The organism is Streptomyces sp. NPDC028368, assembly GCF_055565615.1.
Genome location: NZ_JBVHTY010000006.1, coordinates 200,549 through 216,536 on the forward strand (window position 1 = coordinate 200,549; position 15,988 = coordinate 216,536).

The 15,988-nt window shown below is 72.4% G+C and carries 15 protein-coding genes; 12 read left to right on the top strand and 3 right to left on the bottom strand.

The window, feature by feature from the left end:
- Window positions 1-96: 96 nt before the first annotated feature.
- Window positions 97-885 carry a ferritin-like domain-containing protein gene (locus ACZ4S3_RS16115; RefSeq protein WP_467933246.1) on the top strand — a complete coding sequence of 263 codons (789 nt, stop codon included), beginning with the start codon at window positions 97-99 and terminating at the stop codon, window positions 883-885.
- Window positions 886-949: 64 nt separating this feature from the next.
- Here the strand turns inward: ACZ4S3_RS16115 and corA are convergent, their stop codons facing one another.
- Complete coding sequence (gene corA, locus ACZ4S3_RS16120; protein ID WP_467933249.1) at window positions 950-1,942, bottom strand: magnesium/cobalt transporter CorA; 993 nt, start codon at window positions 1,940-1,942, stop codon at window positions 950-952.
- A gap of 59 nt (window positions 1,943-2,001) precedes the next feature.
- On the opposite strand from corA, the gene ACZ4S3_RS16125 reads away from it, so the two are divergent.
- The 4 genes from ACZ4S3_RS16125 (at window position 2,002) to mshC (ending at window position 5,642) form a co-directional block, all read left to right on the top strand.
- Window positions 2,002-2,700, top strand: a complete 699-nt coding sequence (locus ACZ4S3_RS16125) for a histidine phosphatase family protein (RefSeq protein ID WP_467933253.1) — start codon at window positions 2,002-2,004, stop codon at window positions 2,698-2,700.
- Window positions 2,701-2,822: 122 nt separating this feature from the next.
- Window positions 2,823-3,413, top strand: a complete 591-nt coding sequence (locus ACZ4S3_RS16130; protein ID WP_467933257.1) for a DUF3090 domain-containing protein — start codon at window positions 2,823-2,825, stop codon at window positions 3,411-3,413.
- A gap of 5 nt (window positions 3,414-3,418) precedes the next feature.
- Window positions 3,419-4,291 carry an SCO1664 family protein gene (locus tag ACZ4S3_RS16135; RefSeq protein WP_467934220.1) on the top strand — a complete coding sequence of 291 codons (873 nt, stop codon included), beginning with the start codon at window positions 3,419-3,421 and terminating at the stop codon, window positions 4,289-4,291.
- Window positions 4,292-4,412: 121 nt separating this feature from the next.
- Window positions 4,413-5,642 carry a cysteine--1-D-myo-inosityl 2-amino-2-deoxy-alpha-D-glucopyranoside ligase gene (mshC, locus tag ACZ4S3_RS16140; RefSeq protein ID WP_467933261.1) on the top strand — a complete coding sequence of 410 codons (1,230 nt, stop codon included), beginning with the start codon at window positions 4,413-4,415 and terminating at the stop codon, window positions 5,640-5,642.
- A gap of 463 nt (window positions 5,643-6,105) precedes the next feature.
- Here mshC and ACZ4S3_RS16145 read toward each other — a convergent pair whose 3' ends face one another.
- Together ACZ4S3_RS16145 and ACZ4S3_RS16150 are read right to left on the bottom strand one after the other, a co-directional pair.
- A complete protein-coding gene (locus tag ACZ4S3_RS16145; protein WP_467933265.1) occupies window positions 6,106-6,579 on the bottom strand; it encodes a hypothetical protein in 474 nt (157 codons plus the stop codon).
- Between the two features lie 74 nt (window positions 6,580-6,653).
- Window positions 6,654-7,766, bottom strand: coding sequence for a PAC2 family protein (locus ACZ4S3_RS16150; RefSeq protein ID WP_467933269.1), 1,113 nt, complete (start codon window positions 7,764-7,766; stop codon window positions 6,654-6,656).
- A gap of 289 nt (window positions 7,767-8,055) precedes the next feature.
- On the opposite strand from ACZ4S3_RS16150, the gene ACZ4S3_RS16155 reads away from it, so the two are divergent.
- Genes ACZ4S3_RS16155 through ACZ4S3_RS16185 form a run of 7 tightly spaced genes read left to right on the top strand, consistent with a single transcriptional unit; the run spans window position 8,056 to window position 15,822 of the window.
- Window positions 8,056-9,387, top strand: coding sequence for an enolase C-terminal domain-like protein (locus tag ACZ4S3_RS16155; protein WP_467933271.1), 1,332 nt, complete (start codon window positions 8,056-8,058; stop codon window positions 9,385-9,387).
- Window positions 9,384-10,172 (top strand): SDR family oxidoreductase, encoded by a 789-nt coding sequence (locus ACZ4S3_RS16160; protein ID WP_467933276.1) that lies wholly within the window; start codon window positions 9,384-9,386, stop codon window positions 10,170-10,172. Before ACZ4S3_RS16155 ends, ACZ4S3_RS16160 begins: the two co-directional genes overlap by 4 nt.
- Window positions 10,173-10,208: 36 nt before the next feature.
- Entirely contained in the window at window positions 10,209-11,240 is a 1,032-nt protein-coding gene (locus ACZ4S3_RS16165) for a sugar ABC transporter substrate-binding protein (protein ID WP_467933280.1), read from the top strand.
- A gap of 2 nt (window positions 11,241-11,242) precedes the next feature.
- Window positions 11,243-12,838, top strand: a complete 1,596-nt coding sequence (locus tag ACZ4S3_RS16170) for a sugar ABC transporter ATP-binding protein (protein ID WP_467933285.1) — start codon at window positions 11,243-11,245, stop codon at window positions 12,836-12,838.
- Between the two features lie 22 nt (window positions 12,839-12,860).
- Window positions 12,861-13,955: an ABC transporter permease gene (locus ACZ4S3_RS16175; RefSeq protein WP_467933288.1), complete on the top strand. Its 1,095-nt coding sequence runs from the start codon at window positions 12,861-12,863 to the stop codon at window positions 13,953-13,955.
- A gap of 14 nt (window positions 13,956-13,969) precedes the next feature.
- Entirely contained in the window at window positions 13,970-14,980 is a 1,011-nt protein-coding gene (locus ACZ4S3_RS16180) for an aldo/keto reductase (RefSeq protein ID WP_467933292.1), read from the top strand.
- Window positions 14,980-15,822 carry an amidohydrolase family protein gene (locus tag ACZ4S3_RS16185; RefSeq protein WP_467933297.1) on the top strand — a complete coding sequence of 281 codons (843 nt, stop codon included), beginning with the start codon at window positions 14,980-14,982 and terminating at the stop codon, window positions 15,820-15,822. Before ACZ4S3_RS16180 ends, ACZ4S3_RS16185 begins: the two co-directional genes overlap by 1 nt.
- The last annotated feature ends 166 nt before the right edge of the window (window positions 15,823-15,988 follow it).

The following is a 15,988-nucleotide window of genomic DNA, read 5'->3' on the forward strand; positions in this document are numbered from 1 at the left end:
TAGATCGAACGGGCGCATGAACCGGCACTGCGGTTGCCGCTCCCGGAAGGCCGCATTTGACTTGACTGCGGTGCGGCTTTCCGGAAGGTGGTACGGATGCTCTCGGCCAGGAGTGTGTTCCAGGAGATCGTCGACAACGACGATGCCTACCGTCTGTTCTGCTCCATCGCGGCCAGCGGGGAGTCCCAGGGCGGATGGGAGAACGGCCGGATCGCCGCACTGCTCCCCGCGTCGATGCGCGCACTGGCACCCAAGGTCACCCGGCACGGCGCCGACGAGGACAAGCACGGCCGGATCTTCCAGGCCCTGATGCGCAAGCGCGGGCTGACACCCACCCACGTCCCCGAGGCGACCGACTACACGATGCTCCTGGAGCGGCAGGGCATCGGCCTGGCCCACGACAAGCTGCGCCGCGACGAGCCGCTCACCGAGCTCGACATCATCACCTACCTCGCGCACAGCCGGGTCACCGAGCAGCGCGCCGCCGACCAGATGGAGATGCTCAAGTCCTGCTTCGGCGACCACCCCGAGGTGGGCAAGGCGATCCGGATGATCTCCCAGGACGAGGACAATCACCTCGCCTACTGCCATGAGGAGCTGCTGCGGCTGGCCCGCGCCGGGCACGGCCGGACCATTCAGCGGATCCTGCGCGACTGCGCGCTCGCCGAGATCGGCATCTACCGCGACGTCAGCCTGACGGTGATGGCCCACATGGGCCGCATCCTGGGCTGGCCGGCGGCCAAGTCCGGTGTGCTCTCCGCCGCGATCTGGGGGGTGTACGCCTATGAGCGGGCGTTCGGCTGGCGGCGGATGGTCGGTCTGCGGATGCCCGAGCGGCGCAACGCGCTGGGCGGGCCGGCCACCTCGGCTCCGGAATTCGCCTGAGGAGGGCGGGCCGAAGCCGCACACCGGCGTTCCGGGACCCGGCGCCGCCCCGGGCCGGGCCCGCTCACAGCCACCCGCGCCGCTTGAACAGCCGGTACAGGGACACCTCGATGGCGACCATCACCAGCACGATCCCCGGATAGCCGAACTGCCACTTCAGCTCGGGCATGTGCTCGAAATTCATGCCGTAGATACCGGCGATCAGAGTGGGTACGGCGGCCAGCGCCGCCCACGCCGAGATCTTGCGCATGTCGTCGTTCTGCCGCACGCCCATCTGCGCGAGATGGGCCGAGAGAATGTCCGAGAGCAGCCGGTCCAGGCCGTCCACCGACTCGATCGCGCGGGTGAGGTGGTCGTCCACATCGCGGAAGAACGGCCGGGCGTGGTCGTGCACGAACGGCACCCCGGGGTTGCGCAGGCGAGCCATCGGCTCCGCCAACGGGCCCGTGGCGCGCCGGAATTCCATCACCTCGCGCTTGAACGAGTAGATCTCCGCCGCGGTGTTCTTGGTGTCGCCGCGGACCGGGGAGAACACCTCGGCCTCCAACTCCTCCAGGTCCAGCTGGAGTTCGGTGGCGACCTCGATGTAGTGGTCGACCACCGCGTCGCTGACCGCATAGAGCACCGCGGTCGGGCCGTGCCGCAGGATCTCCGGCTGGTGCTCCAGCCGCTTGCGCACCGCGCGCAGCGGGCTGGCCGCGCCATGGCGGACGGTCACCACGAACGAGTCGCCGACGAAGACCATCAGCTCCGACGCCGTCACGGTGTCCGCGCTCACGTCGTAGGTGATCGGCTTCAGCACCAGGAACAGCGAGTCGTCGTACACCTCCAGCTTCGGCCGCTGGTGTGCGTTGAGGGCGTCCTCGACGGCCAGCGGATGCAGGGCGAACTGGCTGCTGACGCTGTCGAACTCCTCCTGCGTCGGCTCGTACATCCCCAGCCACAGGAAGGAGTGGCCTTCTGCCCGTGCCTCGTCCAGGGCATGCGAGAAGTCGGTCGCGCACTCGATGCGGCGACCTTCCCGGTAGACGGCGCAGTCCACGATCACACCTGGCATTCTCACCCGTTACCCGGCGGCCTGCCAGGAAGAGCCGCCGGGCACGTAGGGTTGCGGTCATGCCCACGCTGATCCTGGTGCGGCACGGCCGCTCCACCGCCAACACCTCCGGAGTGCTCGCCGGACGGCTGCCCGGCGTCGCCCTCGACGAGCGGGGCGCCGCCCAGGCCGCGGCGCTCCCCGCCCGGCTGGCGCACATTCCGCTGGCCGCCGCCGTCTCCAGCCCGCTGCAGCGCTGTCAGGAGACCCTGCGGCCGCTGCTGGCCGATCGCCCCGGTCTGCCGCTGTACACCGAGGACCGGATCAGCGAATGCGACTACGGGGACTGGGCGGGCCGCAAACTGGCCGAGCTGAACGACGAGCCCCTGATGGAGACCGTCCAGCGGCACCCGTCGGCCGCCGCCTTCCCCGGTGGCGAGTCGATGCGCGCCATGCAGGCCCGCGCGGTGGACGCCGTACGGGAGTGGAACGCCCGCATCGAGGAGCGGCACGGCGCCGAGGCGGCCTATCTGATGTGCTCGCACGGCGACATCATCAAATCCCTCGCCGCCGACGCGCTCGGCATGCACCTCGACCTCTTCCAGCGGATCTCCGTCGAGCCCTGCTCGGTCACCGCGATCCGCTACACCCGGCTACGGCCTTACCTCGTACGCCTCGGCGACACCGGTGACTTCGCCTCCCTGGTGCCCCCCGAGGACGGCGCCCCGGCCGCGGCCGGGCGGGACGCGGCTCTGGGGGGCGGTGCGGGAGCACCGTGATCAGTCGGCGCAGTAGGGTGGTGCGACGGCGCTGCTCTGCCGTATCCCTGTGAACCGCACGACGACCGCAGGACCGCGCAGCGACCGCAGTGCCCCCGAAGTCGAGCAATCGGAGCAGGACGTTGTCCCGTCAGGTGTTCTTCTACGACGCGCCGGACCGCTTCGTGGCCGGTACGGTCGGGCTGCCTGGGCGCCGTAGCTTCTTCCTCCAGGCCACCGCGGCCGGCCGCACCACCAGCGTCGCCCTGGAGAAAACCCAGGTCGCGGCCCTCGCCGAGCGGATCGATGAACTGCTGGACGAGGTGGTACGGCGCAGCGGCGGCAACGCCCCGGTGCCCGCCGTCTCGCCCACCGAGCTGTCCGACACCGCCCCGCTGGAATCGCCGGTCGAGGAGGAGTTCCGGGTCGGCACCATGGCGCTCGCCTGGGACGGCGAGGACGAGCGCATGATCGTCGAGGCGCAGGCGCTGGTCGAGCTGGAGGCCGAGAGCGACGAGGACCTCGCCGACGCCGAGGAGCGGCTCCTCCAGGACGACGAGAACGGCCCGCCGATGCTACGGGTGCGGCTGACCGGAATGATGGCCAGGGCATTCGCCAAGCGGGCCCTGGAAGTCGTCAACGCGGGCCGCCCGCCCTGCCCGCTGTGCAGCCTGCCGCTCGACCCGGAGGGACACGTATGCCCGCGCCAGAACGGATACCGACGGGACGCCTGAGCGCCATGGAGCCCGCCGTCGATCCGGCCCTGCCCGCGCCGGCGGACCCGCCGCAGGCCGCACAGGAGCCCGCCGGAGCCCTTGGCGACGCCTTTCTCGCCGACGGCGAGCTGACCGTCCGCGGCCAGATCCGCGAGGCGTCCAACGCCGTGCTCTACTGCACGGTCGAGCGCGACGGCCGTACCGCCTCCGCCGTCTACAAGCCGGTCGCCGGCGAGCGCCCGCTGTGGGACTTCCCCGACGGCACGCTCGCCCAGCGCGAGGTCGCCGCCTACGAGATCTCCCGGGCCACCGGATGGGACCTGATCCCCGCGACGGTGCTGCGCGACGGCCCGTACGGCACCGGCATGGTTCAGGAGTGGATCGAGCCGCCCGAGGGGGACGGGGCCGAGGTACCCGAACTGCTGGCCCTGGTGGAGGACGAGGAGCCGGGGCCGGGCTGGAAAGCGGTCGGCTTCGCGGACATCGGCGAGGGCCGCACCGCGCTGCTGGTGCACGCCGACCACCCCTGGCTGCGGCGGCTCGCCGTACTGGACGCCGTGATCAACAACGGTGACCGCAAAGGCGGCCATCTGCTGCCCGGCGCCGGCGGACGGCTCTTCGCCATCGACCACGGCGTCACCTTCAACGCCGAGGACAAGCTGCGCACGCTGCTGTGGGGCTGGGCGGGGGAGCCGCTGACCGAGGAGGCGCTGGAGGTCCTGCGCGGCCTTCAGGAGGCGCTGAAGGACGCGGCGCCGCTCGCCGCCCGACTGGCGGAACTGATCACGGATGCCGAGATCGAGGCGCTGCGGGGGCGGGTGGCCGCGCTGCTGAGCACCGGCAGGCACCCCGAGCCGGGCGGTGACTGGCCCGCCATTCCCTGGCCGCCGGTCTGATCCGGCGCACGGCCACCGATCGCCCGCAAGCACGCTTCGCCGCGGAACACAAGACCGCGAATTCGGCCAAGACCACCGGTCCGGTTCGTATGCGGAACATGCGTCCGGTTACGCTCAAGGCATGCATGCATGGCCCGCTTCTGAGGTCCCCGCCCTGCCTGGCCAGGGCCGCGACCTGAGGATCCACGACACCGCGACCGGCGGACGGGTGACCCTCGCCCCTGGTCCCGTCGCCCGTATCTACGTCTGCGGCATCACGCCCTACGACGCCACTCACATGGGGCACGCGGCGACCTACAACGCGTTCGATCTTGTTCAGCGCGTGTGGCTCGACACGAAGCGCCAGGTTCACTACGTGCAGAACGTCACCGACGTCGACGATCCGCTGCTGCAGCGGGCCATCGCCACGGGTGACGACTGGACGGCGCTCGCGGAGCGCGAGACCGCCCTCTTCCGCGAGGACATGACGGCCCTGCGGATGCTGCCGCCCCGCCACTACATAGGCGCCGTCGAGGCGATACCCGGCATCGTGCCGCTGGTGGAACGGCTGCGCGACGCGGGTGCGGCCTATGAGCTGGACGGCGACGTCTACTTCTCCGTCGCCTCCGACCCGCACTTCGGCGAGGTCTCCGGCCTGGACGCCGAGGCGATGCGGCTGCTGTCCGCCGAGCGCGGCGGCGACCCGGAGCGCGAGGGCAAGAAGAACCCCATCGACCCGATGCTGTGGATGGCCGCCCGCGACGGCGAGCCGAGCTGGGACGGCGGCTCGCTGGGCCGCGGCCGGCCCGGCTGGCACATCGAGTGTGTCGCGATCGCCCTGGACCACCTCGGCATGGGCTTCGACGTCCAGGGCGGCGGCTCCGACCTCGCCTTCCCGCACCACGAGATGGGCGCCTCGCACGCCCAGGCGCTGACCGGCGAGCACCCGTTCGCCAAGGCGTATGTCCACGCCGGGATGGTGGCCCTGAACGGCGCGAAGATGTCCAAGTCCAAGGGCAACCTCGTCTTCGTGTCGAAGGTGCGGCGCGACGGGACCGACCCGGCCGCGATCCGTCTCGCGCTGCTCGCCCACCACTACCGCGCCGACTGGGAGTGGACCGACGAGGTGCTGGAGGAGGCCGCGGAGCGGCTGGCGCGCTGGCGTGCCGCGGTCTCCCGCCCCGACGGCCCCTCCGCCGACGCCCTCCTGGAGGAGATCCGTACGGCGCTGGCCGACGACCTGGACTCCCCGGCCGCCCTCGCGGCCGTGGACCGCTGGGCCGCCGCGCAGCAGGCCGCCGGCGGCACCGACGAGGGCGCACCCGGCCTGGTCTCGCGCGCCGTCGACGCGCTCCTCGGCGTGGCCCTGTGACGCCCGCGCACTGACCCCCTACCGCCCCCGGGGCGCTTCCGCCGAGCGGCGGGGGCGCCCCTTTTCGATGAATGGCCGTGACCTGCCGGACGTCTTGGCCCGGCGTGCCATGGTGACGGCGGTCAGGCCGGCGGTCGGGGGGAGACGGGTTCGACGGGGGCTGCGTACCACTGCGCCGAGGCAGCCCTGCGTCGGGTCTCCGTGAGGTGGAGGTCGACGTGCCGGGCGAGGGCGAGCGTGTCCTGGGGGTCGTCGGCCCCGGCGGGATCCACCTCGTCCCAGCTCGAAGAGCGTGGGGCCGGCTCGAATATCACCGCGCAGGCCTGCCACGCCCACCCGGCGCCCGTTCCAATGGATTTATCCCAGGGCGCCGCCCCTCACCGTGGCGTCGACCCGGCGTACGGCGCCGGGTTCGGGCCTCGGGCGGCAAGCGTCAGGCGTCAGGCGAGGACCATCAGTTCCCCTACACGGCCTGGTCGGCGACGGCCCGCGCCAGTGAGTCGGCGTTCTCGCGCCGCAGGGTCATGAAGGCCAGGAACGAGCCGTCGCGGAAGTGCAGCCGGAAGCGGGCCATCAGCTGCAGACGGGGCCGCCGTTCGATGTGCGCGATCTCGTGGCGGGGCACGGCCCATATCAAGTGAGCCTCCCTGCCCGGGGCGACGGCAGCGGCGAGGCCGACCCGGTGGCTGCCGGCCCACAACAGGGTGCGGGGGAGGCCGGGCGGGCGTTCGGTGGGCAGGGCGCGGGCGAGGCTGTCCGCGTCGCCGCGCACCGCGCCGACCCGCGCGAGCTTGTTGCCGAGCGCCGCGCCCGGCCCGAACCCGACGCCGTTCGCTCCCGATACGGGGACCACGGCCGCCAGGTCGAGCAGATGCTCGTCCGGGGCCAGCAGGGGTGTGAGGGTGGCGGCGAATCGGGTCATCAGTTTCTTGGTCACCCAAGCACCGTAAGGGACGCCGCGGGGACCTTGAACTGCGGCCCGGCGGGCGGGAGTTCACCGCCGGGCGGACGTCAGCTGCCGTTGTCCCGCGGGCCGCCGTCCGGACCGCCGTCCGGGTCGTCGGACGTCTCCGGGGCATCCGAAGTGCCCTTGTCCTGGCCGGACCTGGGCTCGTGCGGATCCTTCGGGTCCTTCGGCTCGAAGGGCTCCTTCGGCTCCTTGGACACCGGGCGCGGCGGCCGGGTGCGGCCGCTGGAGGTATCGCGCAGATACGAGCCGTCGCGGCCGTCGGCCACCGCGCCGCCCTCGCTCGCCAGGCCCGGCCCGGCCTGGGGATCACGGCGGCGCAGATAGCGCTCGAATTCGCGGGCGATGGCCTCGCCGGACGCCTCCGGCAGCTCGGCGGTGTCCCGGGCCTCCTCCAGCGACTGGACGTACTCGGCGACCTCGCTGTCCTCGGCCGCCAGCTGGTCCACGCCCAGCTGCCAGGCGCGGGCGTCCTCGCTCAGCTCGCCGAGCGGGATGCTGATGCCCAGGAGGTCCTCCAGGCGGTTGAGCAGCGCCAGGCTGGCCTTCGGGTTGGGCGGCTGGGAGACGTAGTGCGGCACCGCCGCCCACAGGCTCACCGCCGGGACGCCCGCGTGGGTGCACGCCTCCTGGAGGATGCCGACGATGCCCGTAGGGCCTTCGTAGCGCGACTCCTCCAGGTCGAGCCGGGCCGCCAGATCCGCGTCGGAGGTGACGCCGCTGACCGGGACCGGCCGGGTGTGCGGGGTGTCGCCGAGCAGTGCGCCCAGGACCACCAGCATCTCCACGCCCAACTCATGGGCGAAGCCCAGGATTTCGTTGCAGAACGAGCGCCAGCGCATGCTGGGCTCGATGCCGCGGACCAGGACGAGGTCGCGCCGGCGCCCCTTGCCGCCCGCGTCGCCGACCCGGACGACGGAGAGCCGGGTCGTCGGCCAGGTGATCTTGCGTACACCGCCGTCCAGGAAGACGGTCGGGCGGTTCACCTGGAAGTCGTAGTAGTCCTCCGCGTCCAGCGCGGCGAAGACCTCGCCCTTCCATTCCCGGTCCAGATGTGCGACCGCGGCGGAGGCGGCGTCGCCGGCGTCGTTCCAGCCTTCGAACGCGGCCACCATGACCGGGTCGATCAGCTCGGGTACCCCCTCGAGCTCGATCACCCAGCGCCTCCTTCCGACCGGCCCGGCCGCTCCGTGCGGCCACCGGTTGCAGTTCCATTGCGTGCGTCCCCAACACTACGGCGTCCGCGCCGCCCACCCGCAGCCCCTGTGCACGAACGGGTGCTGATTCATCCGACCTGTTGCGGGGATGCTCGCTGTTACCCGCTCAACTTCCGTACGAGGTCTGGACGCGGTCTCGGGCGCGGGTCTATACATCGGATGACCGCGAAAGGTCCGATGTTCTTTCCGCGGCAACCCGGTGTTCCGCGATCTCTCAGGGGGCGTGCGCATGGCCGCAGACGACACCGTGACCGGGCTGGAGGTCCACGACGTCCGCTTCCCCACCTCGGAGCGGCTCGACGGCTCGGACGCCATGAACCCCGACCCCGACTACTCCGCCGCCTATCTCGTGCTGGGCACCGACGGCGGACCACCGGGGCACGGCTTCTGCTTCACCATCGGCCGCGGCAACGATGTCATGGCGGCCGCGATCCGGGCGCTGGCGCCGTATCTCGTCGGCCGCCCGGTGCCCGCCACCGCCGCCGACCTCGCCGCCCTGCACCGCGACCTCACCCATGACTCCCAGCTGCGCTGGCTCGGCCCGGAGAAGGGCGTCATGCAGATGGCGGCGGGCGCGGTGGTCAACGCCGCATGGGATCTGGCGGCCACCCGCGCGGGCCTGCCGGTGTGGGAGTTCCTCGCCGCGATGACCCCCGAGGAGCTGGTCTCGCTCGTCGACTTCCGCTACCTGACCGACGCGCTCACGCCCGACGAGGCGCTGGCGATCCTGCGCACCGCCGAGCCCGGCCGCGCCGAACGCGTCGCCCGCCTCAAGGCCGAGGGCTACCCCGCGTACACCACCTCGCCCGGCTGGCTCGGCTACGACGACGACAAGCTGGTGCGGCTCGCCAAGGAAGCGGTCGCCGACGGCTTCGGGCAGATCAAGCTCAAGGTGGGCGCCGACCTCGGCGACGACACCCGGCGGCTGCGGCTGGCCAGAGAGGCCGTCGGCCCCGGCGTACGGATCGCGGTGGACGCCAACCAGCGCTGGGACGTGGCCGAAGCGGTCCGCTGGATGACCGCGCTGGCGCCGTTCACCCCGCACTGGATCGAGGAGCCGACCAGCCCGGACGACGTCCTGGGGCACGCGGCGGTGCGCTCCGGGCAGCCGGTGAAGGTCGCCACCGGTGAACATGTCGCCAACCGCGTCGTCTTCAAGCAGCTGCTGCAGGCCGGCGCCGTGGACTTCGTCCAGATCGACGCGGCCAGGGTGGCCGGGGTCAACGAGAACCTCGCCATTCTGCTGCTGGCCGCGAAGTACGGCGTGCCCGTCTGCCCGCACGCCGGCGGGGTGGGGCTGTGCGAGCTGGTGCAGCACCTGGCGATGTTCGACTACGTGGCGGTGTCCGGCAGCTGGGACGACCGGGTCATCGAGTACGTCGACCATCTGCACGACCACTTCACCGATCCCGTGGTCGTCGAGCGCGGCCGCTACCGCGCCCCGGCCGCGCCCGGTTTCTCGGCCCGGATGAAGCCGGCATCCGTCGCGGCCCACCGGTTCCCGGACGGGCCCGTATGGCGCTCCCGCCTCAAACCGCACGAGCAGGAGGTCCCGGTATGAGCGAGGGACGGCAGCTCGCCGACTTCGAGGGGATGACCGCGCTCGTCACCGGTGGCGGCTCCGGCATCGGCGCGGCCACCGCCGCCCTGCTGCTGGCGCGCGGCGCCCGGGTCGCCGTGCTGGACCGCGACCCGTCCGGCGCGCCCCCGGGAACGCTCCAGGTCACGGCCGATGTCACCTCCGGTGCCGCCGTACGGGCCGCGGTCGACGACGCCGTACGGGAGCTGGGCGGCACCCTGCACACCCTTGTCGGCAATGCCGGAATCGGCGCCGTCGGCACCGTCGAGGACAACGACGACGCGGAGTGGAGCCGGGTCCTGGACGTGAATGTGCTGGGCCTGGTCCGCACCGCCCGCGCCGCGCTCCCGGCGCTCCGCCGCGCCGCCGCCGGGGCGCCGGGCAGCGTCTCCATCACCCACACCTGCTCCATCGCCGCCACCGCCGGCCTCCCGCAGCGCGCCCTGTACAGCGCCAGCAAGGGCGCGGTCCTCTCGCTGACCCTCGCGATGGCCGCCGACCACGTCCGCGAGGGCATCCGGGTCAACTGCGTCAACCCCGGCACCGCCGACACCCCCTGGGTCGGCCGCCTCCTCGGCCAGGCGGCCGACCCGGCCGCCGAACGCGCCGCCCTGAACGCCCGTCAGCCGATGGGCCGGCTGGTCACCGCCGCCGAAGTGGCCGCCGCCATCGCCCACTTGGCCTCCCCGGCCGCCGCCGCCATCACCGGCACCGCACTTGCCGTCGACGGCGGCATGCAGGGACTGCGCCTGCGCCCTGCCACCTGACCCGTAACAGCCGCACACCACGACCGAGGGACCACCATGAGACTGCGTACGACCGGCGCGGCGGCCTGTGCCGTGCTGCTCGCCACCGCCGCGCTCGCCGGCTGCAACCGCGGCAGCGATGCCGCGGGCGGCAAGGTCGGCATCGACATGCCCCGTACCGACACCGACTTCTGGAACTCCTACCAGCAGTACATCGAAAAGGGCCTGGACAAGGGCGAGGTCTCGGCGCTGCCCCTGTCCAACTCGCAGAACGACATCGCCAAGGTCGTCTCCAATGTGCAGGCGCTGACCGACCAGGGCGCCAAGGCGATCGTGATGGCCCCGCAGGACACCGGCGCCATCACCGCGGAACTGCAGCGCCTGGCGGAGAAGAAGATCCCGGTGGTGAGCGTGGACACCCGCCCCGACGAGGGCAAGGTCTACATGGTCGTACGGGCCGACAACCGCGCGTACGGCGAGAAGTCCTGCGACTACCTCGGCAAGCGGCTGGGCGGCAAGGGCCGGGTCGCCGAGCTGCAGGGCGACCTCAGCTCCATCAACGGGCGGGACCGCTCGCAGGCGTTCGCGGCCTGCATGAAGAAGAAGTTCCCGAAGATCACCGTGCACGAGCTCGCCACCGACTGGAAGGGCGAGGTCGCCTCCGCCAAGCTGCAGAGCCTGCTCGCCCAGCACAAGGACATCGACGGGATCTACCTGCAGGCCGGGGGCGCCTTCCTGCAGCCCACCCTCGCCCTTCTGGAGCAGAAGAAGCTCCTGCGGCCCGCCGGCACCCAGGGCCACATCACCATCATCTCCAACGACGGCATACCGGACGAGCTGGCCGCGATCCGCGCCGGCAAGATCGACGCCACCCTCTCCCAGCCCGCCGACCTCTACGCCAAGTACGCGCTGTACTACGCCAAGGCGAGCCTGGAGGGGAAGACCTTCCGGCCGGGGCCGACCGACCACGGCTCCACCATCGTGAAGATCAAGAACGGTCTGGAGGACCAGCTGCCGGCGCCCCTGGTCACCAAGGCCAACGCCGACGACAAGAAGCTGTGGGCCAACCAGCTAGAGAAGAAGAAGTAGCCGTGGCGGCCGGGATCGACCGGGCCGCGGTCCGTGCCGAGGCGATCGTCAAACGCTACGGGCCCACCGTCGCCCTCGACGGCGCCGGTCTGACCGTACGGCCGGGGGAGGCGCACGCCCTCGTCGGCCGCAACGGCGCGGGAAAGTCCACCCTGGTGTCCGTTCTGACCGGCATGGAGCGGCCGGACGCCGGAGCGGTGACTTTCGGCGGCGAGCCCGCGCCCGGCTGGGGCGACACCGCCGCCTGGCAGCGCAAGGTCGCCTGCGTCTACCAGAAGTCGATGACCGTGCCGGAACTGACCGTCGCGGAGAACCTCTACCTGGGCCGCTTCACCGGCCGGCGCGCCATCCGCTGGCGGGCACTGCGCGAGCGGGCCCGCGAGCTGCTGGCCGAATACGGCGTCGAGGTCGACCCGGCCGCCCGGATCAGGGAGCTGGGCGTCGAACAGCGGCAGTTCGTGGAGATCGCCCGCGCACTGTCCTTCGGCGCCCGGCTGATCATCCTCGACGAGCCCACCGCCCGCCTCGACGCGGCCGGCATCGGCCGGCTCTTCACCAAACTGCGCTCGCTGCGCGCCCAGGGGGTGGCCTTCCTGTTCATCTCGCACCATCTGCAGGAGGTCTACGAGCTGTGCGACACCGTCACCGTCTTCCGCGACGCCCGCCATGTGCTGACCGCCCCGGTCTCCGAACTGGCCAAGGACGCGCTCGTCGCGGCGATGACGGGCGAGGAGGCCGGCGCGGCGCGGCGGGTACGGGCGGCGGCGGGCACGGTGGGGGAGCCGGTACTGCGCACCGAAGCGCTGGCGCTGGAGGGCCGTTTCGAGCCGCTGGACCTGACCGTCCGGGCCGGTGAGGTGGTGGGCCTGGCGGGCGCCACGGCCAGCGGGAACACCGCCATCGGCGAGACCCTCGCCGGGCTGCGGACACCCGACGGCGGCCGGATCGCGGTGCGCGGCCGGCCGGTCCGTACGGGCAGCGTCCCGCACGCCCTGGACGCGGGCATCGGCTACGTACCCGAGGACCGGCACCGCGAGGGACTCATCCCGGGCCGCAGCGTCGCCGAGAACGCGACCCTGACCGTCGCCGACCAGCTGGGGCCGCTGGGGACCGTACTGCCCTCCAGAACCCGGGAGTTCGCCGGCCGCATGATCGCCTCGCTGGACATCAAGACCACCGGGCCCGCCCAGCCGGTGTCCGGGCTCTCCGGCGGCAATCAGCAAAAGGTCGTGATCGCCCGCGCACTGGCCCGTGACCCCGGTGTGCTGGTCGCCGTACGGCCCACCAACGGCGTGGACGTCAAGTCCAAGGACGCGCTGCTGGGAGTCGTACGCCAGGTCGCGGACGGCGGGCGCGCGGCCGTGATCGTCTCCGACGAGCTGGACGATCTGCGGATCTGCGACCGGGTGCTCGCGGTCTTCCACGGCCGGGTGATCGCCGAATTCGCGGCCGGCTGGCGCGATCACGAGCTGGTCGCGGCCATGGAGGGCATGGCGGGCGGGGACGCGGCGGACGGCCCGCGGACACCGGACACGGACGGCACGGAAGGCACGGAAGGCACGGAAGCAGCAAAGGCACGGAAGGCAGGAAGGGAATGAACGATAGGGAAGGCGCCGCGCCATGACCGAGGCCGCATCGACCGACACCGCATCAAATGGCACAGCACCGGCCGACACCGCATCAGCCGGCACCGCATCGCCGCCGAGTTCCCGGGCGAAGGAACCGCCCCCCGCCGGCCGCCGCCCCCGGGTGGACCTCGCCCGCTGGCGGGACTTCTCCCTCGTACCGGTGATCTTCGTCCTGGGCGTCATCGGCTTCATCGTCTCGCCCGCGTTCCTGACCGAGGACAACCTCGTCGGCGTCGTGCAGCAGTCCACGGAGCTGGGGCTGCTGGTGCTCGGCGAGGCGATCATCCTGATCAGCGGGCGGATGGACCTGTCGCTGGAGTCGACCATCGGGCTGGCCCCCGTGATCGCGCTGTGGCTGGTGATGCCCGCCCACGGCGCCCGCTTCGCCGGTCTCGAGCTCTTCCCCGCCTGGACGGCGATCCCGCTCTGTCTGGCCGTCGGCGCGGCGGTCGGCGCCGCCAACGGCTTCCTCATCCTCAAGCTGCGGGTCAACGGCTTCATCGCCACCCTCGGCATGCTCACCATGCTGCGCGGCCTCCAAGTGGGCATCTCCGAGGGCCAGTCCATCGGCAATGTCCCCGCGTCCTTCGCCTATCTGGGCAAGGCCGACTGGCTCGGCATCCCCGCCGCCGTCTGGATCTGCCTCGCCCTCTTCGCGCTCGGCGGCGCGGTCCTGGGCTATCTGCGGCACGGGCGCGCCCTGTACGCCATCGGAGGCAACCCGGAGGCGGCCCGCGCCGCCGGTGTACGGGTGGAGCGCATCACCTGGATCGTGCTGGCCGTCGGCGGGGTGCTCGCCGCCTTCGCCGGGATCCTCTACACCGGCCACTACGGCGCGGTGTCCGCCTCGCAGGGCAACGGCTGGATCTTCCAGGTCTTCGCCGCCGCGGTGATCGGCGGCATCAGCCTCAAGGGCGGCCGCGGCACCCTCTTCGGCGCGCTCACCGGCGTGCTGACGCTCCAACTCGTGATCAATGTGATGACGCTGGGCGGCGTGCCGCCGCTGTGGACGCAGTTCCTCAACGGCATGATCATCATCATCGCGCTGGTCATCTCCCGTTTCACCAGCGGCGAGAAGCAGGACTGAGAGGTTCCCGCACCATGTCGTATCCCCCTTACGGGCCACGGGAGTTGGGGCACACCGGCGTCACCGTCCCGCCCCTGGGGCTGGGCTGCGCGCCGCTCGGCAACCTCTACCGTGCCGTCCCCGAGGAGCGTGCGCAGGACGTCGTCCGCGCCGCCTTCGCCACCGGCGCCGCCTTCTTCGACACCGCCCCGCACTACGGCCTCGGCCTCTCCGAGGAACGCCTCGGCCGGGCGCTGCGCGGCCGCGACCGCAGGACGTACACGCTCGCCACCAAGGCCGGCCGCCGCCTGCGCCCGCTCGCACCGGGGGAGGAGGCCGACGGCCAGGGCTTCGTGGACACCCCCGCCCGCGCCCGGGTACGGGACTTCACCCGCGACGGTATCCGCGCCACCCTCGAGGCGTCCCTCGAGCGGCTGGGCGTGGACGCCGTCGACATCGTCTATCTCCACGACGTCGAGGACCATCTCCCCGAGGTGTACGGGACCGGCTTCCCCGCCCTCGCCGAGCTGCGGGACCAGAAGCTGGTGCGCGCCATCGGCTTCGGCATGAACCACAGCGATGTCCTGGCCCGCCTCGTGTCCGACCTCGATGTGGACGTCGTTCTGTGCGCGGGCCGCTGGACCCTCCTGGAACGCACCGCCTTCGATGATCTGCTGCCGGTGTGCGAGCGCCGTGGCACCTCGGTGGTCGTCGGCGGCGTCTATAACTCCGGCCTGCTGGCCGACCCGTCCCCCGGGGCCCCGTACAACTACGCGCCCGCGCCCCCCGGCCTCCTCCGCCGGGCGCGTCAACTTGCCTCTGTCTGCGCGGAGTTCGACGTACCGCTGATGGCCGCCGCACTCCGCTTCCCCTTCGCGCACCCGGCCGTCGCCTCGGCCGTCGTCGGGGCCGCCACGCCGGAGGAGGCCGGGCAGAACGCCGCCCTGTTCGCCCGGGACATCCCCGATGCGCTGTGGCACACACTGGTCGCACGCGGCCTGCTCGCCCCGGACCTGCCGCTGCCCCTCACCGCACCGGGAGCCTGATGCGCATCGATGCCCACCACCACCTGTGGGACCTCACCCGCCGCGGCCAGCCGTGGATGGACGGGCCGTGGGCCGACCCGATCCGCCGCAGTTACGCGCTGCCCGACCTCACCCCGCATCTGGCCGCGCACCGCCTCGAGGGCACCGTCCTCGTCCAGTCCTCGTCCTCGTACGACGAGACCGCCGATCTGCTGGAACTCGCGTCCGGGGACGGGCCGGTGTGCGGGGTCGTCGGCTGGGCCGACCTCACCGATCCCGGGCTCGCCGACGTCCTCGCGGCGCTGCCCCGCGGCCTGGTGGGCATCCGGCACCAGGTCCAGGACGAGCCGGACCCCGCATGGCTCACCCGCCCCGAGGTCCTGCGCGGCCTGGGCATCCTGGCCGACGCGGGCCTGGTCTACGACCTCCTGGTCACCCCGCGCGAACTCCCCGCCGCCGAGGCCGCCGTACGCGCCCTGCCCGGCCTGTCCTTCGTCCTCGACCACGCCGCCAAACCCGCCATCGCCACGGGCGCCTGGCAGCCCTGGGCCGACGGGATCGCCGCGCTGGCCGGTCACCCGCACGTCACCTGCAAACTCTCCGGCCTGGTCACCGAGGCCGACTGGTCCGCCTGGCGCCCCCAGCAGATCCTGCCCTACGCCCGTCACATCCTTGACGCCTTCGGGCCCGACCGCCTCCTCTTCGGCTCCGACTGGCCGGTGTGCACCCTCGCCGCCGACTACGACGACGTCCTCGCCCTGGCGGAGTCGGCCACCGGCCGGCTCACGGAGGCGGAGCGGGCGGCGGTGTTCGGGGGGACGGCGGAGCGGGTTTACGGGATCGGGGCGCCGGGCGGGGTCTGACGGCGGGGCGGGGCCCGCCCCGGGCGGGGCCCGGCCGCGGCCGCGCGGCGAGGCCCCGCCGTGCCGGGCCCGTCGACTTCCCGTCCGGATTCCGCCAGCTTCGCCCGCCGTGCCGTCGGACGCTGGAGTCGTGCCGCAACCACGAACGGGTGCGGCGCACGGACCC